Annotated in this window: 18 protein-coding genes and 1 pseudogene; 12 read left to right on the top strand and 7 right to left on the bottom strand. The window is 59.9% G+C overall.

The window, feature by feature from the left end; translation table 11 throughout:
- Positions 1–290: 290 nt before the first annotated feature.
- A complete protein-coding gene (locus NVB75_RS18860) occupies positions 291–2,186 on the top strand; it encodes an FTR1 family protein (RefSeq protein ID WP_258342771.1) in 1,896 nt (631 codons plus the stop codon).
- Positions 2,187–2,188: 2 nt separating this feature from the next.
- A complete protein-coding gene (locus NVB75_RS18855) occupies positions 2,189–2,641 on the top strand; it encodes a YaiI/YqxD family protein (RefSeq protein ID WP_017476645.1) in 453 nt (150 codons plus the stop codon).
- Here the strand turns inward: NVB75_RS18855 and elbB are convergent.
- A complete protein-coding gene (gene elbB / locus NVB75_RS18850; RefSeq protein ID WP_258342770.1) occupies positions 2,638–3,303 on the bottom strand; it encodes an isoprenoid biosynthesis glyoxalase ElbB in 666 nt (221 codons plus the stop codon). The two genes, NVB75_RS18855 and elbB, sit on opposite strands and share 4 nt — an antisense overlap.
- Positions 3,304–3,418: 115 nt before the next feature.
- Here elbB and NVB75_RS18845 point away from each other — a divergent pair.
- A pseudogene (locus tag NVB75_RS18845) lies at positions 3,419–4,655 on the top strand (sterol desaturase family protein).
- On the opposite strand, the gene NVB75_RS18840 reads toward NVB75_RS18845, so the two are convergent.
- A complete protein-coding gene (locus tag NVB75_RS18840; protein ID WP_177009066.1) occupies positions 4,636–5,274 on the bottom strand; it encodes a DedA family protein in 639 nt (212 codons plus the stop codon). The pseudogene NVB75_RS18845 and the gene NVB75_RS18840 sit on opposite strands and share 20 nt — an antisense overlap.
- A gap of 229 nt (positions 5,275–5,503) precedes the next feature.
- Between NVB75_RS18840 and hemB the strand changes: the two genes are divergently transcribed.
- Together hemB and ppk1 are read left to right on the top strand one after the other, a co-directional pair.
- Complete coding sequence (gene hemB / locus NVB75_RS18835) at positions 5,504–6,517, top strand: porphobilinogen synthase (protein ID WP_258342769.1); 1,014 nt, start codon at positions 5,504–5,506, stop codon at positions 6,515–6,517.
- 18 nt (positions 6,518–6,535) lie between these two features.
- The gene (gene ppk1 / locus NVB75_RS18830) at positions 6,536–8,764 is read left to right on the top strand and encodes a polyphosphate kinase 1 (RefSeq protein ID WP_063026336.1); all 2,229 of its coding nucleotides are present in this window, start codon (positions 6,536–6,538) and stop codon (positions 8,762–8,764) included.
- 185 nt (positions 8,765–8,949) lie between these two features.
- Here the strand turns inward: ppk1 and ppx are convergent, their stop codons facing one another.
- Positions 8,950–10,452, bottom strand: a complete 1,503-nt coding sequence (ppx, locus tag NVB75_RS18825) for an exopolyphosphatase (protein WP_017476639.1) — start codon at positions 10,450–10,452, stop codon at positions 8,950–8,952.
- Positions 10,453–10,943: 491 nt separating this feature from the next.
- Here ppx and NVB75_RS18820 point away from each other — a divergent pair, with 491 nt between their 5' ends.
- The 4 genes from NVB75_RS18820 (at position 10,944) to NVB75_RS18805 (ending at position 15,417) form a co-directional block, all read left to right on the top strand.
- Positions 10,944–11,597 (top strand): DUF1120 domain-containing protein, encoded by a 654-nt coding sequence (locus NVB75_RS18820; RefSeq protein WP_258342768.1) that lies wholly within the window; start codon positions 10,944–10,946, stop codon positions 11,595–11,597.
- 99 nt (positions 11,598–11,696) lie between these two features.
- A complete protein-coding gene (locus tag NVB75_RS18815) occupies positions 11,697–12,410 on the top strand; it encodes a fimbria/pilus chaperone family protein (RefSeq protein WP_258342767.1) in 714 nt (237 codons plus the stop codon).
- A gap of 6 nt (positions 12,411–12,416) precedes the next feature.
- Positions 12,417–14,915 (top strand): fimbria/pilus outer membrane usher protein, encoded by a 2,499-nt coding sequence (locus NVB75_RS18810; RefSeq protein ID WP_258342766.1) that lies wholly within the window; start codon positions 12,417–12,419, stop codon positions 14,913–14,915.
- The gene (locus NVB75_RS18805) at positions 14,887–15,417 is read left to right on the top strand and encodes a hypothetical protein (protein ID WP_258342764.1); all 531 of its coding nucleotides are present in this window, start codon (positions 14,887–14,889) and stop codon (positions 15,415–15,417) included. Before NVB75_RS18810 ends, NVB75_RS18805 begins: the two co-directional genes overlap by 29 nt.
- A 4-nt stretch (positions 15,418–15,421) precedes the next feature.
- Here NVB75_RS18805 and NVB75_RS18800 read toward each other — a convergent pair whose 3' ends face one another.
- Genes NVB75_RS18800 through NVB75_RS18785 form a run of 4 tightly spaced genes read right to left on the bottom strand, consistent with a single transcriptional unit; the run spans position 15,422 to position 18,268 of the window.
- On the bottom strand, positions 15,422–16,159 hold the full coding sequence (locus NVB75_RS18800) for an amino acid ABC transporter ATP-binding protein (RefSeq protein ID WP_258342763.1): 738 nt from the start codon (positions 16,157–16,159) through the stop codon (positions 15,422–15,424).
- Positions 16,146–16,796, bottom strand: coding sequence for an amino acid ABC transporter permease (locus NVB75_RS18795; RefSeq protein ID WP_003213996.1), 651 nt, complete (start codon positions 16,794–16,796; stop codon positions 16,146–16,148). Before NVB75_RS18795 ends, NVB75_RS18800 begins: the two co-directional genes overlap by 14 nt.
- Complete coding sequence (locus NVB75_RS18790) at positions 16,793–17,461, bottom strand: amino acid ABC transporter permease (RefSeq protein ID WP_003213995.1); 669 nt, start codon at positions 17,459–17,461, stop codon at positions 16,793–16,795. Before NVB75_RS18790 ends, NVB75_RS18795 begins: the two co-directional genes overlap by 4 nt.
- A gap of 21 nt (positions 17,462–17,482) precedes the next feature.
- A complete protein-coding gene (locus NVB75_RS18785; protein WP_017476630.1) occupies positions 17,483–18,268 on the bottom strand; it encodes a transporter substrate-binding domain-containing protein in 786 nt (261 codons plus the stop codon).
- A 254-nt stretch (positions 18,269–18,522) separates the two neighbouring features.
- Here NVB75_RS18785 and NVB75_RS18780 point away from each other — a divergent pair, with 254 nt between their 5' ends.
- The 3 genes from NVB75_RS18780 (at position 18,523) to rho (ending at position 21,162) form a co-directional block, all read left to right on the top strand.
- Positions 18,523–19,218: a FadR/GntR family transcriptional regulator gene (locus tag NVB75_RS18780; protein ID WP_258342761.1), complete on the top strand. Its 696-nt coding sequence runs from the start codon at positions 18,523–18,525 to the stop codon at positions 19,216–19,218.
- 121 nt (positions 19,219–19,339) lie between these two features.
- On the top strand, positions 19,340–19,669 hold the full coding sequence (gene trxA / locus NVB75_RS18775; protein ID WP_003213989.1) for a thioredoxin TrxA: 330 nt from the start codon (positions 19,340–19,342) through the stop codon (positions 19,667–19,669).
- Between the two features lie 233 nt (positions 19,670–19,902).
- The gene (rho, locus tag NVB75_RS18770; RefSeq protein WP_008438874.1) at positions 19,903–21,162 is read left to right on the top strand and encodes a transcription termination factor Rho; all 1,260 of its coding nucleotides are present in this window, start codon (positions 19,903–19,905) and stop codon (positions 21,160–21,162) included.
- Positions 21,163–21,183: the final 21 nt, after the last annotated feature.

Here is a 21,183-nt window from a genome sequence, read left to right as displayed (position 1 = left end):
TGAACATAATCGGCCGAATGTGCTGGTCGGACCGAATCACCAATGGCAGGAAGGCGTTGCACCCTGCCAATTCCTCATAAAAAGAGGAGCGAAAATGCCATTTCGCAATAACGAAGGCGCGGCATTATAAGCCCGATTACTGGCAAAACAATGGCCTTTTGGATCCATTTTCCGGTAAGGAGGCCATCATCCGCCTCTTGGTAAACCCAGGCCCACATCACTTACAACTTGAGTCAAACCCCGTAAGGTTTGACAATGTGTTACTTCGTATTTCCATTTGAGATCCATTCATGATTGCCCCCTTCCGTTTTCTTGCCTGGCTGGTGCTGCCGGCGTTGATGTCGTGCAGTTTCAACCTGCTGGCTGCAACTGCCGAGGGCGCGCCCCAAGCCCTGCATTTACTAGACTACATCGGTGCGGACTACCCCCCGACGGTGGAGGCGGGCAAGGTTATCGATGATTCCGAATACCGTGAACAGGTAGAGTTTCTCGGGGTGTTGCAGGGGCTGGTGGCCGATCTACCGGAAAAGCCCGAGCGCGCCGAACTGATCAAAGGCGTGGATGAACTGCTGGCCGCCGTAACGGCCCATCAGGACGGCGCGGTGGTTGCGCACCGGGCCCGACAATTGGGCGCCAAGCTGGCGGTGGCCTATGAAGTCAGCCAAGCCCCGGCCATTACGCCCGACCCGACCCGTGGTGCGCCGCTGTACGCGCAGAATTGCTCGGTGTGCCACGGCGCCGCGGGCGCTGGCGATGGCCCCGCAGGCGTTGGCATGACCCCGCCGCCCGCCAATCTGCGGGACGCTGCGCGCCTCGACCGTTTGAGCCTCTACGCGATCTACAACACTCTTGGGCTGGGCGTGGAGGGCACTGACATGCCGTCTTTCGCCGATCAACTGGACGACCGCCAGCGCTGGGACCTGGCCACCTACATTGCGGGCTTCACCGCCGACCCGGCTGCTGCGAAAAGCGAAAAGTCCTTCAACCTCGCCGACCTTGCACGCCAGACCCCCAACGAAGTGCTGGCCGCCGAAGGCCCGGACGCTGTGGCGACGTTCCGTGCCCAGCGCGCCCAGCCGCCGCAGGTCAAGCGTGGCCCGGCGCAGTTGCTCGATTACACCGCGACCACCCTCGACAAAAGCCTCGCCGCTTTCCGTAACGGTGAGCACGAGCAGGCCTACGACCTGTCGGTAGCGGCTTACCTGGAAGGTTTCGAACTGGTTGAAAGCTCCCTCGACAACGTCGACGCCAACGTGCGCAAGGACACCGAAAAGGCCCTGATGGCCTACCGGCAGTCATTGCAGGACGGGTTGCCGATCGAGCAAGTGCAGCAGCGCCTGGACGTGGCCAAGGGCAAGCTCACCGAGTCGGCCGGCCTGCTGGGCAGCGACGGCTTGAGCTGGTCCCTGAGTTATATCTCTGGTTTGTTGATCCTGCTGCGCGAAGGTCTGGAAGCGATCCTGGTACTGGCGGCGATCCTCGCGTTCCTGCGTAACACCGGCCAGCAATCGGCGGTGCGTAGCGTCAACGTCGGCTGGGGCCTGGCGCTGTTGGCCGGCTTGGCCACCTGGGCGCTGGCGGCGTATGTGATTGATGTCAGTGGCGCCCAGCGTGAGTTGCTGGAAGGCTGCACCGCGCTGTTTGCCAGTGTGATGGTGCTGTGGCTCGGGGTGTGGATGCACGACCGCCGCCACGCAGCCGCCTGGCAGGACTACATCAAGAGCAGCCTGGTGGGCGGTGGCGGGCGCTTCGGCTTTGCGATGCTGGCGTTCTTCTCGGTGTACCGCGAGCTGTTCGAAGTGATCCTGTTCTACGAAACCCTGTGGTTGCAGGCTGGCCCCGCCGGGCACAACGCGGTATTGGCCGGTGGTGCCACGGCGCTGGTGCTGTTGGTGGGTCTGGCCTGGGTGATTCTGCGGGGCTCGGCGAAACTGCCGCTGGCGCTGTTCTTCGGTATCAACGCGGCGTTGTTGTGTGCGCTGTCGGTGGTGTTCGCCGGGCATGGCGTCAAGGCGTTGCAGGAAGCCGGGATCTTCGGCACCCGGCCAGTGGCGTTCTTTGACTTTGACTGGCTGGGCATTCACGCCGATGCTTATTCCCTGAGCGCTCAGGCCGTGGCGATCCTGGCGATTGTGGTGCTGTACGGTCGCAGCCGGCTGGCTGAAAAGCGCCGGGTGGTGGCGTAACCATGCGCGTGTGGATCGACGCAGATGCCTGCCCACGGGCGGCCAAGGACCAGGTGGTGAAGTTCGCCCTCAAGCGCCAGTTCGAGGTGGTGCTGGTGGCCGGGCAGAGCCAGATCAAGCCGAGCTTCTCGTGTGTGAAGCTGATTGTGGTGCCCAGCGGCCCGGATGCGGCCGATGACTACCTGGTGGAGCACGCGGTGCCCGGCGAACTGGTGATCTGCAGCGATGTGCCGCTGGCCGACCGTTTGGTCAAGAACGGCGTGGCAGCGCTGGACCCGCGAGGCAAGGAGTTCAGCCCGCAGAACATGAGCGAGCGGCTGGCGGTGCGTAACCTGTTCACCGATCTGCGGGAGCAGGGGCAGATGGGCGGTGGCCCGCCGCCCCATGGGGACAAGGACAAGCAGGCGTTTGCCAATTCGCTGGATCGGATTCTGACCCGGCTGATGAAGGCCTAATCGTTCTCGTGGGTCAGTTCCAGCACCCGGTCCACCAGTTTGTTGATGCCTGACGCCACTTCGCTGATGCGCTTGCCCAGCATGTAGGCCGGGGTGCTCACCAGCTTGCGCGCCTTGTCTTCGACGATGTCGTCCACCGCGCATTCCTGGTGGGTGGCACCCATTTTGTCCATGGCGGCTGCGGTGTCGGCGTCGTTACCGATGGTGCAGGTCACGCCGGGGCCATAGATCTTCGCCGCCAGGGCCGGCGAGATGCAGATCAGGCCGACGGGCTTGCCCGCTTCGGCAAAGGCTTCGGCCAGTTCCAGCACCTGCGGGTTGACGCTGCACCCGGCGCCTTCCACGGCAAAGTTCGACAGGTTCTTTGCCGCGCCAAAACCGCCGGGCACGATCAGTGCGTCGAAATTCTCGGCGTTGGCCTCACGAATGTCCTTCACCTCGCCGCGGGCAATACGCGCCGACTCCACCAGCACATTGCGCGACTCAGGCATTTCTTCGCCCGTGAGGTGATTGATCACGTGCAGTTGGGCAATGTTCGGCGCAAAACACTGCACCTCAGCGCCGCGCTGGTCCAGGCGCAGCAGGGTGATCACGCTTTCATGAACCTCAGCCCCGTCGTACACGCCACAGCCGGAAAGGATCACTGCAATCTTTTTGCTCATGGGCATTTCTCCTGATTCATGGCGTTAAATGTCTACTCATTTGTCACTCATTGCCAATGGGATATCCAGCCGCTACACCTACTCTAGATGTAACAATAATTGACCGGACTTGCCCATGGACTTCGTCCCTTACGCGGTACCGTTTTTCATTGCCTTGATCGTGGTCGAGCTGCTGGCCGACTACCGGCGCGGCCAACGCAACTACCGGGTGGCCGATGCCATCAACAGCCTCAGCACCGGCGTGCTGTCCACCACCACAGGGTTGCTCACCAAAGGTGTGGGCATCCTTACCTACGCCTTCGCGCTCAAGCACCTGGCAATCATCGAGCTGTCGGCCCAAAGCGTCTGGACCTGGGTGTTCGCCTTTGTGTTTTATGACTTTTGCTACTACTGGCTGCACCGCATGGGCCATGAGCGCAACATCCTCTGGGCCGCGCACTCGGTGCATCACCAGAGCGAGGACTACAACCTCAGTACCGCCTTGCGCCAGACCAGCACCGGCTTCCTGCTGAGCTGGATCTTCTACTTGCCGCTGGCCGTGTTGGGCGTGCCGCTGGTGGTGTTTATCAGTGTGGCGTCCCTCAACCTGCTGTATCAATTCTGGGTGCACACGCGCCATGTGCCGAAGCCCCCCCCGGGACGAGGGGTTTTTTTTCACGCCCCCCAATCATCGGGCCCACCATGCACAGAACGCTCTCTACATGGATCGCAACTACGGCGGGGTGTTTATTATTTGGGACCGTCTGTTTGGCTCCTTCCAGGAAGAAGACGATAACGAGCCCGTGATCTTTGGTGTGACCACTCCCTTGGCCAGTTGGAACCCGCTGTGGGCCAACCTGCAGTTTTATGCGCAGTTGTGGAGTGATGCACGGCGTACCGAAAGGTGGTGGGACAAGCTGCGGATCTGGTTCATGCGCACCGGCTGGCGCCCGGCGGACGTGGCGGCGAAGTACCCGATGACCAAGCCGGACTTGAGCCAGTTCCGCAAGTTCGAGGTGCCGCTGGACGGGCGCCAACAGGTTTACATCGCCCTGCAGTTTGCTGCGTACGTGGGCTTTGGCAGTTATCTGATGAATTTTGGCGAGGGTTTGCCGACCGCCGCCCTGGTGTTGGGCTGGAGCGCGATGGCATTGGGGTTGTTCACCCTGGGGGTGGCGCTGGAGAATCGCCCGTGGGCGCTGAAGGCTGAGCTGGTGCGCCTGGCACTGAATGTGCCGCTGGTTTGGCTGGCGCCGCTGGTGGGGCTGTGGCCGGCCAGCTCGTTGGGCTGGCTGGGCCTGGTCAGTTACAGCTTGCTCAGCGGCATCGGCCTCTACTGTTGCAGAGACCGGCTTACTCGACTGGCGTCGTAGGCTTTTCGGTTTTTGCAGCTGTGTCTGCCGCCAGGCGAACCTTCTCAGCGGCACAGGCTTCGCGGGTCAGGCGGGCGTTCTTGATGCGCCGGCGGATCCACAAGCCCAGGCCCAGCACCAGCAGTGCGCCCAGCACCCACAGCTCATATTTCTTGACGCTGCCCAGCATGCCTTCCAGTACCGCGCCGAAATGGTAAGCCGCAGCTCCCAGCGCTGCGGCCCACACGGCGGCGCCGATCCCGTTCAGCAACAGGTAGCGGCCCGGCGGGTAGCCCGACAAACCAATGGCCACCGGCATCACCGTGCGCAAACCGTAGACAAAGCGGAAGCTCAGCACCCAGATGTCCGGGTGCTTGCGGATATGCTCCAGGGCCTTGTCGCCCAGCAGTTGCCAGCGCGGCTTGCGCGCCAACAGTTTGCGGCCGTGCTTGCGTCCCAGGAAGTACCACAACTGGTCGCCGGCGTAGCTGCCGAAAAAGGCAACGACCACCACCAGGTTGATATCCATGTATCCACGGAACGCCAGGAAGCCTGCGAGAACCAAGATGGTTTCGCCTTCGAAGAAGGTGCCTAGGAACAGCGCAAAGTAGCCGAAGTCATGCAGAAATTGTTGAAGCATGGTCTGGGTGCTGGCGAAATGAACGCGCAGCCTACGCCTTCGTGAACATTCATGAAAGTATCGAGATGTGTCACGAAGTGAACAATTCCTACATAAACGACGAATGCGACTACAGGTCACATGCCGGTTGCCTTACGGTGCATGAGGTCACCACAACTGTAATTCCTTCGTCATAATGGCCGCTTATAACTGTCACGCTCGCCCGTCAACCCGGGCTCAGGAGTCTGCCGTGAGCTTTACCCCCGCCAACCGCCTGTTTCCCGCCACCCGTTTGCGTCGCAACCGTCGCGATGATTTTTCCCGTCGCCTGGTGCGTGAAAACGTCCTGACGGTGAATGATCTGATCCTGCCGGTGTTTGTGCTGGACGGTGAAAATCGTCGGGAAGCGGTGGCGTCGATGCCGGGTGTGGAGCGCTTGACCCTTGATTTGCTGCTCGAAGAGGCGGCGAACTGGGTTGAACTGGGGATTCCGGCACTGGCGCTGTTCCCGGTCACGCCGTCTAAACTCAAGTCCCTGGACGCCGCCGAAGCCTGGAACCCGGACGGTATTGCCCAGCGCGCCACCCGCGCCTTGCGTGAGCGCTTTCCGGAACTGGGAGTGATCACCGACGTGGCGCTGGACCCGTTCACCACCCACGGGCAGGATGGCATTCTCGACGAAGAAGGCTATGTTCAGAACGACATCACCGTTGATGCGCTGGTCAAGCAGGCCTTGTCCCACGCCGCAGCGGGTGCCCAGGTGGTGGCGCCGTCGGACATGATGGACGGTCGCATCCAGGCGATTCGCGAAGCCCTCGAGCTGGCCGGCCACGTGAACGTGCGCATCATGGCTTACTCGGCCAAGTACGCCAGCGCCTATTACGGTCCGTTCCGCGATGCGGTGGGTTCGGCGCTGAACCTGGGCAAGGCCAACAAGGCCTCGTACCAGATGGACCCGGCCAACAGCCACGAAGCCCTGCACGAAGTGGCGGCGGACCTGGCTGAAGGTGCCGACATGGTCATGGTCAAGCCCGGGATGCCGTACCTCGACATCCTTTATCGGGTCAAAGAGGAATTCAAGGTGCCGACCTTTGTCTATCAGGTCAGCGGTGAATACGCCATGCACATGGCCGCGATCCAGAATGGTTGGTTGAGTGAAGGGGTGATCCTTGAATCCCTGACTGCCTTTAAACGCGCGGGTGCTGATGGCATCCTGACTTACTTCGCCGCCCGCGCCGCCCAATTGCTTAGAGAGCAACACTAGCCCTCACAGGAACACTCGATGAATACCGAAGGACTCACAGAAGTTGCCGTAAAAGACGCTCACCCGGTGGTTGAACAAGTCACCGAGACCCCGCCGGAGTTAGAGCCGGCACCGCCTGCCGTGGTGGTCGAAACGCCCGCTGCCGCACCGGCGCCGGTGGTTGCGATTACCAACCTGGATGACAGCAGCCTGTACATCCATCGCGAGCTGTCACAACTGCAATTCAACATCCGCGTGCTGGAACAGGCACTGGATGAGTCCTACCCGTTGCTGGAGCGGCTGAAGTTCCTGCTGATCTTCTCCAGCAACCTGGACGAGTTCTTCGAGATTCGTGTCGCCGGCCTCAAGAAGCAGATCACCTTCGCCCGTGAACAAGCCGGTGCCGACGGCCTGCAACCGCACCAGGCCCTGGCCCGTATCAGCGAGCTGGTGCACGGCCATGTGGACCGCCAATACGCGATCCTCAACGACATCCTGCTGCCGGAGCTGGAAAAGCATCAGGTCCGCTTCATCCGGCGCCGTCACTGGACCGCCAAGATCAAGACCTGGGTACGCCGCTACTTCCGCGACGAAATCTCGCCGATCATCACCCCTATCGGTCTCGACCCGACGCACCCGTTCCCGTTGCTGGTGAACAAGAGCCTGAACTTCATCGTCGAGCTGGAAGGTATCGACGCCTTCGGTCGCGATTCCGGCCTTGCGATCATCCCGGCGCCGCGCTTGCTGCCACGGATCATCAAGGTACCGGAAGAGGTGGGGGGCGCTGGCGATAACTATGTATTCCTTTCGTCGATGATCCACGCCCACGCCGATGACCTGTTCCAGGGCATGAAGGTCAAGGGCTGCTACCAGTTCCGCCTGACCCGTAACGCCGACCTGGCACTGGACTCCGAAGACGTCGAAGACTTGGCCCGCGCGCTGCGCGGTGAGCTGTTCTCCCGTCGCTACGGTGATGCGGTACGTCTGGAAGTGGCAGACACCTGCCCGAAACACCTGTCCGACTACCTGCTCAAGCAGTTCAATCTGAGCGAGACCGAGCTGTATCAGGTCAATGGCCCGGTGAACCTGACGCGCCTGTTCAGCATCACCGGCCTGGACAGCCACCCGGAGCTGCAATACACGCCGTTCACCCCGCAGATCCCGAAACTGCTGCAGAACAGCGAGAACATTTTCAGCGTGGTGAGCAAGCAGGACATTCTGCTGCTGCACCCGTTCGAGTCCTTCACGCCAGTGGTCGACCTGCTGCGTCAGGCCGCCAAGGACCCGCATGTGTTGGCTGTGCGCCAAACCCTTTACCGCTCGGGCGCCAACTCTGAAATCGTCGATGCGCTGGTAGATGCCGCGCGTAACGGCAAGGAAGTGACGGCGGTGATCGAACTGCGGGCGCGGTTCGACGAAGAATCCAACCTGCAACTGGCCAGCCGCCTGCAAGCGGCCGGTGCGGTGGTGATCTACGGCGTGGTCGGCTTCAAGACCCACGCCAAGATGATGTTGATCCTGCGCCGTGAAGCCGGCGAGATCGTGCGTTACGCCCACTTGGGCACCGGCAACTACCACGCCGGCAACGCCAAGCTCTACACCGACTACAGCCTGCTGACCTCCGATGACGCGTTGTGTGAAGACGTCGGCAAACTGTTCAGCCAGTTGATCGGCATGGGCAAGACGCTGCGCATGAAGAAGCTGCTGCACGCGCCGTTCACCCTGAAGAAGGGCATGCTCGACATGATTGCCCGCGAGACCCAGTTCGCCCTTGAAGGCAAGCCGGCGCACATCATCGCCAAGTTCAACTCGCTGACCGATCCGAAGATCATCCGTGCGCTGTACAAGGCCAGCCAGTCAGGCGTACGTATCGACCTGGTGGTGCGTGGCATGTGCTGCCTGCGTCCGGGCATCGCCGGGGTCTCCCATAACATCCACGTGCGTTCGATCATCGGGCGCTTCCTGGAGCACACGCGGGTGTTCTACTTCCTCAATGGCGGCGAGGAGCAGATGTTCCTCTCCAGTGCCGACTGGATGGAGCGCAACCTCGACAAACGCGTGGAGACCTGCTTCCCGGTGGAAGGCAAGAAACTGATCATGCGGGTCAAGAAGGAGCTGGAGAGTTATCTCACCGACAACACCCACAGCTGGAGCCTGCAGTCGGACGGGCGCTACGTGCGCAACACCCCGACCGGCAACCAGAACCCGCGCAGCGCCCAGGCGACGTTGTTGGAGAAGCTGGGCAGCCCGATTCTGACGGTGAACTAAAAGCCGACGCGGTCAAAAATGTGGGAGCGGGCTTGCTCGCGAAGGCGGTGGATCAGTCGATGAATCTGTTGACTGACACTCCGCCTTCGCGAGCAAGCCCGCTCCCACATTTGTTTTGTGGCGTTGGATTGTTCCCACGCTCTGCGTGGGAATACATCCTGCGACGCTCCGCGTCACTCACCCTATCAGCGCACGTTCAGCGTGAACCCAACCCGCGTCAGCCACTCGGCTTCCTGGGCGAAATCCGCCTGGGTCAGCTGGTTTTCATCCAGCCAGTTTTTCGGGAACACCACGTCCAGGCTGTCGGCATTGGCCCGCAGCACCACTTGCGGCATTTCCTGGGTACCACGGATGTGGTGGAACAGAATCGCAAAACGCAGCAGCGCGCACAGGCGAATCAGCTTGATGCCTTCGTCACCGAACTCGGCAAACTTGTCCTTCGGAATATTGCGCCGATGGCCGCGCACCAGCAACGCGAGCATCTGTTGGTCTTCCCGAGAGAAACCCGCCAGGTCCGAGTGCTCGATCAAGTAGGCGCCGTGCTTGTGGTAATGGTAGTGGGCGATGTCCAGCCCCACTTCATGGACCTTGGCCGCCCAGCCCAGCAGTTCACGCCAGACGCCGTCTTCCAGGTCCCAATCCGCGGCAACCTGATCGAAAGCATGCAGCGCCTTGCGTTCAACCCGAGCGGCTTGCTCCAGGTCGACGTGGTAACGCTCCATCAGCGAGCTGAGGGTGCGTTCACGCACGTCTTCGTGGTGATGGCGGCCCAGCAGGTCGTACAGCACGCCTTCACGCAAGGCACCGTCACAGTGGTCCATGCGTTGCAGTTCGAGAGCGTCGAAAATCGCTTCGAGGATCGCCAGGCCCGCCGGGAAAATCGTGCGGCGGTCAGGCTTGATGCCGTCGAAGTCGATCTTCTCGGCATCCCCCAGCTTGAACAGCTTGCGCTTGAGCCAGGCCAGGCCTTCGGCATTGACCTCGCCAGTGCCGTGGCCGCCGGCCTTGAGGGCCAGGCCGATGGCGCGGATGGTGCCGGACGAGCCGATGGCCTCATCCCACGTCAGGCGGTGCAGGGCGTGCTCGATGCTCATGATCTCCAGCCGCGCCGCCGTATACGCCTGGGCGTAGCGGGCAGGGGTGATCTTGCCGTCCTTGAAATAGCGTTGGGTGTAGCTCACGCAACCCATCTGCAGGCTTTCGCGCAGCAGCGGTTCGAAGCGTTGGCCAATGATGAATTCGGTACTGCCACCGCCGATGTCGGCCACCAGGCGCTTGCCCGGGGTGTCGGCCAGGGTGTGGGACACGCCGAGGTAGATCAGGCGCGCTTCCTCGCGGCCGGAGATGACTTCTACAGGGTGACCGAGAATGTCCTCGGCACGGCGGATGAATTCGCCGCGGTTACGGGCTTCGCGCAGGGCGTTGGTGCCGACGATCCGCACGGCGCCGGGGGGCATGCCGTTGATCAGTTGGGCAAAGCGCTTCAGGCAATCGAGCCCGCGCTGCATGGATTCTTCATTGAGCTGACGCTCATCGTCGATACCGGCAGCCAGCTGCACTTTCTCGCCGAGCCGCTCAAGGATGCGGATTTCGCCGTTCTGGGCCTTGGCCACGACCATGTGAAAGCTGTTGGAGCCCAGGTCGATGGCGGCGATCAGGGACAGATTCTTGGCTTGGGATTGCGGCATGGTTAAGGGGTCTCGGTCGATAACCTCGCCATCGTGCCACGATCAACCGCTGACGCCAACGCGTAGTGCCAGAGTAATTTTTCCAGCGCGGCTATGGGACGGGCGAGTTGCCGTTGTAGGAAATGTTCACTCATCTCGTATTACCGAGTTAACGGGTGATGTAATCCATATTTGTGCAACCCAGCACTTACTGGGGTAACTGATAGTTCCTACACGTTTTTATATTCCTCCTGAGCGATTTTACGCACGCTCGCACGATGGCGCCGGAAGGTTCAAGGCAATAGAACTGACGGTTCATACGAGGATTGCAATTTTCCCCGACTTTATTCTGGAATTGATATGCCGATACTTCGATTCGGCATTTGTGCCGTGGCGGTATTTATTTATGGATCAGAACGTCGTGCAGCATGAACTTGCCCGCGTGGATGAGGGGCAATGTTCGTTTCTGGCCATCTGTAATTAGCCATATCTCATTGAAGGGTAAATATCTTATGAAGAAAAATGTTGCTGTATTGGTAGGCATGTTGGTAGCTGTTGCAGGTCTGAGCGCGCAAGCTGCCGATCTTCGTGTCAAGGGCACCATCGCGCCCAGCAGCTGCAGTTTCACAATTACCAACTCTGTTATTGATTACGGGGCCATCAACCCGAGTACCTTGAGCCCCACCAACTATACCAAGTTGGCCGCCAAGACCACGCCTTATGCAATCAGGTGTGCCAGCAGTGTAAAGACCAAGGTGGGCATCAAGGCCGTGGATAACCGGGCCAGCAGCCGTATCCCGAACCTGATGGTCAGTCAGTTCGGTGCGCCTTACACCGATACCTATAACTACGGTTTGGGCACCACCGCAAGAGCACAGAAAATAGGCGGGTACGTTGTGCATCTGCGTAATTCTGTCGCTGATGGTCGGGCGGTAAACGTTCTTACCAGTAGCAACAATGGCACCAGTTGGGTGCAGGGCGGGCCGGCGTTGGGGCAAGGCGCGAATATTGCGGCATGGCACATTGGTACCAATACGCCACTTCAACTGAATACACTGGCCGGAAATCTGGAAGTTCAGGCGGTTATCAATAGAACTTCTGAGCTTGATATGACGAGTCAAATTGCTCTGGATGGTCAGGCGACTTTGGAACTGCGTTACCTCTAAGAATCATTTGAATTGGGTCGATGCAGGTTAGGGCTGGAAGTTGCCTGCCAAAACCTGCGTCGACTGGTTTGTAATCTTGAGGTAATGGAAGGTTGGTCAATGACTAAGTTGAGATTCAAAGTTCTTGCGCCTTTGTATGTTTGTTTGAATATGGTGTTTGCTGCTGATATATGGGCGGATGGTATGCGTCCTGAAACAACCGTTATTGTGCTGAACGAGTCGGAGGGCGAAGTCAGCATCAACGTAACCAATACCGATAAAGGCCCCGCCTTACTTCATTCGACGATCGAAGATATTCCTGAAGACCTTGAGCCGCTGGTGCTCATAACGCCGCCTGTTGCGCGAGTCGATGCGGGGGAGCAGCAGATGGTCAGGTTCCTGGCAATTGGCAAGGAGCCGCTCAAGACTCAGCGTTTGAAGCGTGTGTCTTTCGAGGGCGTTCCTCAGACCCGACCCGGTTCGGGTGCGACGATCGGTATCAGCCTCCGGCAGAATTTACCCCTGATCCTGCACCCCAAAGGCTTGCCTCGAAATGAAGCACCCTGGGAGCTACTGACCTGGCAACTGCAGGCCAGCACGCTGATCGTGCGCAACGACAGTCCGTATGTGGTCCGACTGAGCACTGAAGTGAAGGTCAATCCGCAAAACATTCGAGCCAACCTTCCTCGCGCCTACATCTTGCCGGGCGAAGTGTTGAAGGTTGACCTGAAGAAGGCCGTACCGGACGCCACTTCAGTGACCCTCGAGCCGGCCACCCTCTATGGATTTACCGTCGACAGTTACGACGCATTACTCCTAGCCAATGCGCCTTGACCGGTCATGAGAAAAGTCAAAAGAGTTCCCGGTGCGGTCAGTAAGAAACTATCTAAAGCCAAACGTGACGATGAGCGATTCAGGCGTAATGGCCTGGTGTGTGTGGCGATCCTGTCGGGGATGACTGAGCAGGCTTACGCTGCCCAGCCCGGCACCCAGTTGCTGGGGTTCGACTTGGCGACCTTACAGGCTCGCGGTATTGACCCCGGCGTCGCTCGTTATTTCCGTAGCGCTGCGCGTTTCACCGAAGGCGTGCGCGTTGTCGGGCTGACGGTGAATGGTGACCGGGTGGGGCTGGCGGATGTGCGTTTCAATCATGAAGGCGAGTTGTGTTTCACCCGTGGTTTGCTTGACCGAGCGGGCTTGCAAGTGCCTTCCCGGGTACTGAACAAAGACGCGGCGGTTGACCAGGCTTGCCATGACTTTCTCTCTGAGTATCCCAATACGGTGGCAACGTTACGCCCGGGAAGCGAGGAAGTATTGCTGGTGGTGCCTACCCAGGCATTGCGCGAGCTGCAACGCGGGTCTGGCCACTATTCCCGGGGCGGTACCGCAGGGATGCTCAACTATGACCTGCAGGGCAGTAATAGCCATTCGCGAGAGGACACCAGCCGTTATTTCTCCGCTTCGACAGAAGCAGGGTTCAACTTCGGAGACTGGATTGCACGTAGTCGCCAGCTGTACGTCTCCAGCAACGGGCGCTCCACCACCGAGCATCTGTTTGCCTATGCGCAACGTGATTTAGTGCCGTTGGCGTCTACGTTCCAATTGGGGCAGATATCCGGCGCCAGCCCGGTATTTGGCGGTGTGCAACTGTTGGGTGCGCAGTTGTTTCCCGACGGGATCGCGAGCAGTTCGAGCGGCGGTGGCGTGGTGGTCGAGGGTGTAGCCGTCAGCCAATCACGGGTTGAAGTGCGTCAATCAGGCGCCCTGATTTACACCACGGTGGTGCCCGAAGGCCCCTTTTCGTTGAGCAATTTACCTTTGCTCAATGGCACAAGTGACCTTCATGTCAGCGTCATCGATACACGAGGGGCACAACGTAGCTTCGTGGTACCGGCGGCGTCTTTTCGCGCGGCGGTACCGGTCCGGGCGGGTTATACGGCTGGGCTGGGCAAAGTGCGAGATGTGGACCGCAGCGGCGCCAAAGAGCCTGTGCTCGGAATGGCCAGCGGAACCTGGGCGTTTGGCAAGAGCAGCGCCTTCAGCTCCGGGGTGCAGGGCACCGACAACTACAATTCGGTGGGCTTTGCGCTGGACACCGGCTTTGGCGAACGTTTTTCCCTGGGGCTGCGTAACAACCTTGCGCGGGACCGTAAAAAAAAGCGCCAGGGCGCGCGCAATAGCGTTTCCGTGGGAAGCACGTTGCCTGGCAACGTACAGGTTTCGCTGAGCGCCACGACTCAAACCCCAGGCTATCGTGAGGTGCTTGAAACCCTGCGTACTGCCGCCGGCGACGCTCGGGACGCACGGTTTAAAAATCAGTACACCGCGGGCTTCAGTTGGGCTGCACGGGAGTTTGGCGAGTTTTCGCTGGGCTATTCCCGGGCGGCTCATTTCAATAGCAGGACCACCCAAAACATCTACGGCTCTTGGAGCAAGGACTTCAGGTACGCGAACGTGGGTGTGACGGTGGACTCGCAGGTGGGTACGTCGGGTGCTACCCGGGGCGATAAGGATGGCGTCGGGTTTCGCTTGCAGGTCGCCGTTCCGCTGGGCCGCGAGCGGTCCCTCACCTCTGTTGCACGACACCAAGGTCGTCGCTCCAGTATTGGTACCACGTATACCGAACGTGTGGATGAGACCCTGAACTATGAGCTTCGTGGCGAGAGAGACCTGAGGGGCGATCATGAGCAGGCTGTGGGCGGTTGGGTTAATACGTTGTCGCGTTATACCCAAGTCGGTGCGGGCATTGACCGGGATGGCTCCAGTACACGTTACAGCGGGCAATTGCAGGGCGCCGTGGTGGCCCATGATCGGGGCGTGACCTTTACGCCGTACCGGGTAGAAGATACGTTCGGCGTTGCCTCGGCCGGTGATATTACGGGGGCTCGTATCAGTACTCCCCAAGGGCCTGTGTGGACTGATCGCTGGGGCATGGCGGTGCTTCCCGGGCTGCCCGCCTATCAAGTCAGCCAGCTTGAAATCGAAGGCAAGTCCTTGCCGCGGCAGGTGGATATCAAGAACGGTACGAAAGTGCTGGAGGCCGGGCGAGGTTCATTCAGCAAGGTCGACTTCGAGGTGGTTAAAGTTCGACGCGTGCTACTGAGGGCCACGGATACAGCTGGCGAGCCTCTGCCCCAGGGTGCATCGGTGCTGGGTGCAGGTAATGCATTCCTGACCAACGTCGTCGCAGACGGCATGATTTTCCTGAGCAATATCGATAGCGCGCAAACCCTTACGGTGTCATCGCCAAGCGGGGCTTCGTGCACACTTCAACTCGACCTGGCGGAGCAATCTTATGATGAGCGACCCTATGAAACCGCCTCTGCGACCTGCCGTTAAGGTAGGCGCTGCAGGCGCGCTGTTGTCCGGCCTGTTGATCGCGGGGGAGGTCCATGCCGCAGAATGTCGTCTGTCGTTGAGCCGGCCTGAGGTTGATCTTGGCGCCTTTGCTGCGCAAGGCGTACTGTTTGGTAAGCGCACGGTGCATTTGAATGTGGTGTGCCCGCAGGACACGCTCATTGCCCTGCGTTTTCGAGGCGTACCCGCTGTGGGCCAAGGCTTCAAGTTTGGCGAGCAGGGGTATTTCAACCTCAGCCTCCAGCAGGCGGTGCTGGACGGCAGGCCAGCAGAGTTGGCCCCGTTGCATAATCGTGCCGATCGGAGCGGCCAACTGCTGCAGGACCAGGCCATGGTGGTGTTGGCTGCGGGGGTGCCGGCCGTGGGTCGCGTGTTTTCGGCCCAGGTGCAGGTTGAGACTTATCTCTTCGACATGACCACCGCCGTGCGCGACAAAACCGTGCTGGAGGGCGGTGGGCGTTTTGAGCTGGTGCCTGCTGGCTGACGGCTCAGTCGGGTGTCTCTGTCGAGCCAATAAAGTTGGCCAACTCGGCGGTCTGCGGGTTGGCAAACAGGATTTTAGGGTCACCCACTTCATGCACCTTGCCTTGGTGCATGAACACCAGTTTGTCCCCCACTTCCCGAGCAAAACGCATCTCATGGGTGACCATGATCAGTGTCATGCCATCCTTGGCCAGTTGGCGCACCACGCTGAGCACTTCGTTGACCAGTTCCGGGTCCAGGGCCGAGGTGATTTCATCACACAGCAACACCTTGGGTGACATGGCCAGCGCACGGGCGATAGCTACCCGCTGCTGCTGGCCGCCGGACAAACGATCAGGGAAGGCATCGAACTTCTCCCCCAGCCCGACCCGCTCCAGCATCTGCCGCGCCAGTTGCACGGCTTTGGCTTTCGGCACTTTCTGCACCACTTGTGGTGCAAGCATGACGTTTTCACCCACCGTCAGGTGCGGGAACAGGTTGAACTGCTGGAACACCATGCCGACCTTTTGCCGCAAGCTGCGCAGGTCGGCGCGGGCGGCATCGAGGTACTCGCCGTCGACTTCAATCACGCCATCGTTGATCGACTCCAGGCCATTGAGGGTGCGCAGCAAGGTGGATTTACCCGAGCCACTGCGGCCGATGATTGCCACCACCTGGCCTTCTTCGACCGTCAGGTCGATGCCCTTGAGTACATGGTGATCGCCGTAATACTTATGCAGGGCGGAAATTCTAAGCAGAGGCATGCAGTCTCCTTTCCAGGTAGCGCGCACTGAGGGACAAGGGGTAGCAGAGCAGGAAGTAACCGAGCGCCACTAGGCCGTAGACCATGAAGGGTTCGAAGGTTGCGTTGGCGAGCATGCCGCCGGTCTTGGTCAGCTCGGTGAAGCCGATGATCGAGGTCACGGCGGTGCCTTTGACCACTTGCACCGAGAAGCCCACGGTCGGCGCCACGGCAATGCGCAGGGCTTGGGGCAGGATCACGTAGCGCAATTGCTCCAGTGGGTTGAGGGCCAGGCTCGCGGACGCCTCCCATTGCCCGTGGGCGATGGAGTCGACGCAGCCACGCCAGATCTCGGCCAGATAGGCGCTGGTGAACAGGGTCAAGGCAATGGCTGCCGCCAGCCAGGGTGAAATGTCCACGCCGAGCAAGGCAATGCCGAAAAACACCAGGAATAGCTGCATTAACAGCGGCGTGCCCTGGAACAGCTCGATATAGGTACGGGCGACGTTGCGCGGGAAAGCCTTGGTGCTGATGCGCATGGTCATCACCAGCAAGCCGATGACGCCGCCGCCGATAAACGCCACCAGCGACAGCAGCAAGGTCCACTGCAAGCCGGTGAGCAGGTTGCGCACGATGTCCCAGAAGGAAAAATCACTCATCGGGCGTTCCTCATGACATAGCGACGGCCGATCCAGTTCAGCAACTGGCGGATCATCAGCGCCATGCACAGGTAGACCAAGGTGGTCAGTGCATAGGTTTCAAAAGCACGGAAGTTGCGTGACTGGATAAAGTTGGCGGCAAAGCTCAGCTCTTCTGTGGCGATTTGCGAACAGACTGCCGAGCCGAGCATCACGATGATGATCTGGCTGCTCAGGGCCGGCCAGACCTTGCCCAGCGCGGGCAGCAACACCACATGGCGGAACGCCTCGAAACGCGTCATGGCCAGCGCGGCCGCCGCTTCCAGTTGCCCACGCGGGATTGCCTGGATCCCGGCGCGGATGATCTCCGTGGAGTACGCTCCCAGGTTGATCACCATCGCCAGCACCGCCGCCTGCCATTCGGTGATTTTCAAACCGAGGGACGGCAGGCCGAAGAAGATGAAAAACAGCTGCACCAGGAACGGCGTGTTGCGGATCAACTCGACGTACACCCCGAAGATCCAGCTGAACGGCTGGATCTTCCACGCCCGCACCACCGCGCCGACGATTCCCAGCGCCACGCCCAGTACTGCACCGATGGCAGTCAGCTCAAGGGTGAACAGCGCGCCGCGCAGCAACAGATCGGTATTGGCCAGAACCGGCACAAAGTCGAATTGGTAGGCCATAGCTAACCCTCGTTACCGCGATCAGAGATCAGCCGGCAGCGGCTCTTTGAGCCACTGCATTGCGTTCTTTTCCAGGCTGCCGTCGGCTTTGGCCGCGACCAGAATCTGGTTGACCTTGTCCAGCAGTGCCGGCTCGTTCTTGTTCACGCCAACATAGACCGGCGAGTCCTTGAGCTTCACTTTCAGTGCCGGTACGCGCTTGGGGTTGCGCTCGCTGATGGCCACCATCACCACGTTGCCGCTGGCGATCAGGTCCACCTGGCCGGCCAGGTAGGCGGCGATGGTCGAGTTGTTGTCTTCAAAGCGCTTGATCGTCGCCTCTTTAGGCGCAACGGCGGTCAGCTCGATGTCTTCGATGGCGCCACGGGTCACGCTGATGGTCTTGCCCTTGAGGTCATCAACGGTGCTGATCGGCGCATCCGGTGGGCCGAACACGGCGAGGTAGAACGGCGCGTAGGCCTTGGAGAAGTCGATGACCTTCTCGCGCTCGGGGTTCTTGCCCAGGCTGGAAATCACCAGGTCGACCTTGCCTGTGGTGAGGAACGGGATGCGGTTGGTGCTGTTGACCGGGGTCAGTTCAAGCTTGACCTTGAGCTGGTCGGCCAGCAGTTTTGCGGTGTCGATATCCAGCCCGCGAGGCTTCATGTCCGGGCCGACCGAGCCGAACGGCGGGAAATCCTGAGGCACGGCCACCTTGAGGGTGCCACGGGCGACGATATCGTCCAGACCGTTGGCCTGGGCGGGCGCCTGGCTCAGCATCAGGCTGGCAAACAGGGCAGTGAGCAGGGCGCTGCAACGCTTGGTCATGGCAACTCTCCGAAAGGGACGAAAGGATTTTCTGAGTTTTGCCAGTGCACAGCCCATGCCAGCACGGTGTTAATTCGCTGGAGGGCTGGTAGCTGTTGAGTTTTGGCGGTCTTACTGGTCTGAACAGTTGCTGTGTTTTCTGCACCCTTTTCGGGCGCCGTCAAAACCCCGCGAGCCCCTTTGGGGCGTGGCTTGCCGGGCGCTTCGAATAGCTTTACAACTAGCCGCTCAGTTGACTGGAAACTCGAGTTTTTATGAATTCCATCGCCCAAGCCGTACCGGAAGTGGCGCTACAGGCCATCCGCAAATTGATCGCTGATGAGGGCTTCGGGCCGGGCGACGCATTGCCCTCCCAGCGAGATCTGGCGCTGCAATTGGGCGTAAGCCGGGCCTCGTTGCGCGAAGCCTTGTCGTCCCTCAGCGCGTTGGGCGTGGTGAGTGTGCAACCGGGTAAAGGCGTGTTCGTGCAAGCGGCCGAGGAACTTCCTGGGTTGGCCTGGCCGTTTACGGCGCAGGCGACGCCACTGGATATCTTTCAACTGCGCTACGCCCTGGAAGGCTTTGCGGCGGGGCTGGCGGCGGTGACGTTGACCACCGATGAGTTGGACCTCCTGGAAGATAACGTCGAGGCGATGCGCAAGGAGCTCAAGGCCGGTGACTTTGAGGCAGCGGCCCGGCTGGACTTCGAATTCCACCAGCGCATCCTGCTGGCCAGCGGCAATCAGGCGATGGTGAACATCCTCAGTGCTAGCGCCGAGGTGTTTCTGGAGAGTCAGAAGCTACCGTTCATCCGGCCGGAGAGGGCCATGGAGACCTGGCAGGAGCACCGCAAAATCCTCCGTGCACTGGCCCGACGCGCCAGCGGGGCCGCGCAGAAAAGCATGCAGGAACATGTGCGTAACGCGGCGATGCGTACAGGCATTGCCTTCATCACTCCCGTGACCCCGTGAGTTGGGCTATACCCAAACTCATGCGCCATCATAGGAAGAGTCAATCAGCTGCGGCTTCCTGAACGCGGGAAGGGCGGCTATGATGGGCAACGTTTTTTTTGCTTACAACCCGGAGACATCCATGAGCAACGATCTTATCAAGCACGTCACCGACGCGACCTTTGAGGCCGAAGTACTGAAGGCCCAGGGCCCGGTGCTGGTTGACTACTGGGCTGAGTGGTGCGGTCCTTGCAAAATGATCGCTCCGGTCCTGGACGACATTGCCACCACTTACGAAGGCAAGTTGACCATCGCCAAGCTGAACATCGACGACAACCAGGAAACTCCTGCCAAGCACGGTGTGCGTGGTATCCCGACCCTGATGCTGTTCAAGAACGGCAATGTCGAGGCCACCAAGGTCGGCGCACTGTCGAAGTCCCAGCTGCAAGCTTTCCTCGACGCCAACATCTAAGCGTCCTTAAAAAGCCCCGCAAATTGCGGGGCTTTTTCGTGAAACAGGGCTAGACGCTCTGAAATTCAGGTGGTACATTCGGCCCCGCACTGGTTTCTCCACTGCCCCCTGCAAGCCGTCGCCGACGCTCTCCTTTTCGATTAGTACGCGATCCTGTCGCCTTCTCTGCGGCGCGGCCTCATTAAGCCAAAAGCTTAATTTCCCCCCTCCATAAATGATTACGTCATTCCTATATGAATCTGACTGAACTCAAGCAAAAGCCGATTACCGAACTGCTCGAATTGGCCGAACAGATGGGCATAGAAAATATGGCCCGTTCGCGCAAGCAGGACGTGATTTTCTCCCTGCTCAAAAAGCACGCGAAAAGCGGCGAGGAAATCTCCGGTGATGGCGTGCTGGAGATTCTCCAGGACGGCTTCGGCTTCCTCCGCTCTGCAGACGCTTCCTATCTCGCCGGCCCAGACGATATCTACGTCTCGCCGAGCCAGATCCGTCGCTTCAACTTGCGCACCGGTGACACCATCGTTGGCAAGATCCGCCCTCCAAAGGAAGGCGAGCGTTATTTCGCCCTGCTCAAGGTCGACACGATCAACTACGATCGTCCCGAGAACGCGAAAAACAAGATTCTCTTCGAGAACCTGACCCCGCTGTTCCCGACCGTGCGCATGAAGATGGAAGCCGGTAACGGTTCCACCGAAGACTTGACCGGTCGTGTCATCGACCTGTGCGCCCCGATCGGCAAAGGCCAGCGCGGCCTGATCGTGGCCCCGCCGAAAGCCGGTAAGACCATCATGCTGCAGAACATCGCAGCGAACATCGCTCGTAACAATCCTGAAGTTCACCTGATCGTGTTGCTGATCGATGAGCGTCCGGAAGAAGTAACCGAAATGCAGCGCACCGTGCGCGGCGAAGTGGTTGCCTCGACGTTCGATGAGCCACCAACCCGCCACGTGCAGGTTGCTGAAATGGTGATCGAGAAGGCCAAGCGCCTGGTCGAACACAAGAAAGACGTGGTGATTCTGCTCGACTCCATCACTCGTCTGGCCCGTGCCTACAACACCGTGATCCCGAGCTCCGGCAAAGTGCTCACCGGTGGTGTCGATGCCCACGCCCTGGAGAAACCGAAACGTTTCTTCGGCGCCGCGCGGAACATCGAAGAGGGCGGCTCGCTGACCATCATCGCCACCGCGCTGGTTGAAACCGGCTCGAAGATGGATGAAGTGATCTACGAAGAGTTTAAAGGTACCGGCAACATGGAACTGCCTTTGGACCGCCGTATCGCTGAAAAGCGTGTGTTCCCGGCCATCAACATCAACCGTTCCGGCACGCGCCGCGAAGAGTTGTTGACCGCCGATGACGAACTGCAGCGCATGTGGATCCTGCGCAAGCTGCTGCACCCGATGGATGAAGTAGCTGCCATCGAGTTCCTCATCGACAAGCTGAAAACCACCAAGACCAACGACGAGTTCTTCCTGTCGATGAAGCGCAAGTAACACGACGCTTCGGTCAAAAAG

The organism is Pseudomonas sp. CBS (assembly GCF_024734645.1).
In the GTDB taxonomy this organism is placed as follows: domain Bacteria; phylum Pseudomonadota; class Gammaproteobacteria; order Pseudomonadales; family Pseudomonadaceae; genus Aquipseudomonas.
The sequence above is the reverse complement of the archived record's forward strand: the minus strand, read 5'-3'. Positions and strand labels throughout refer to the sequence as shown.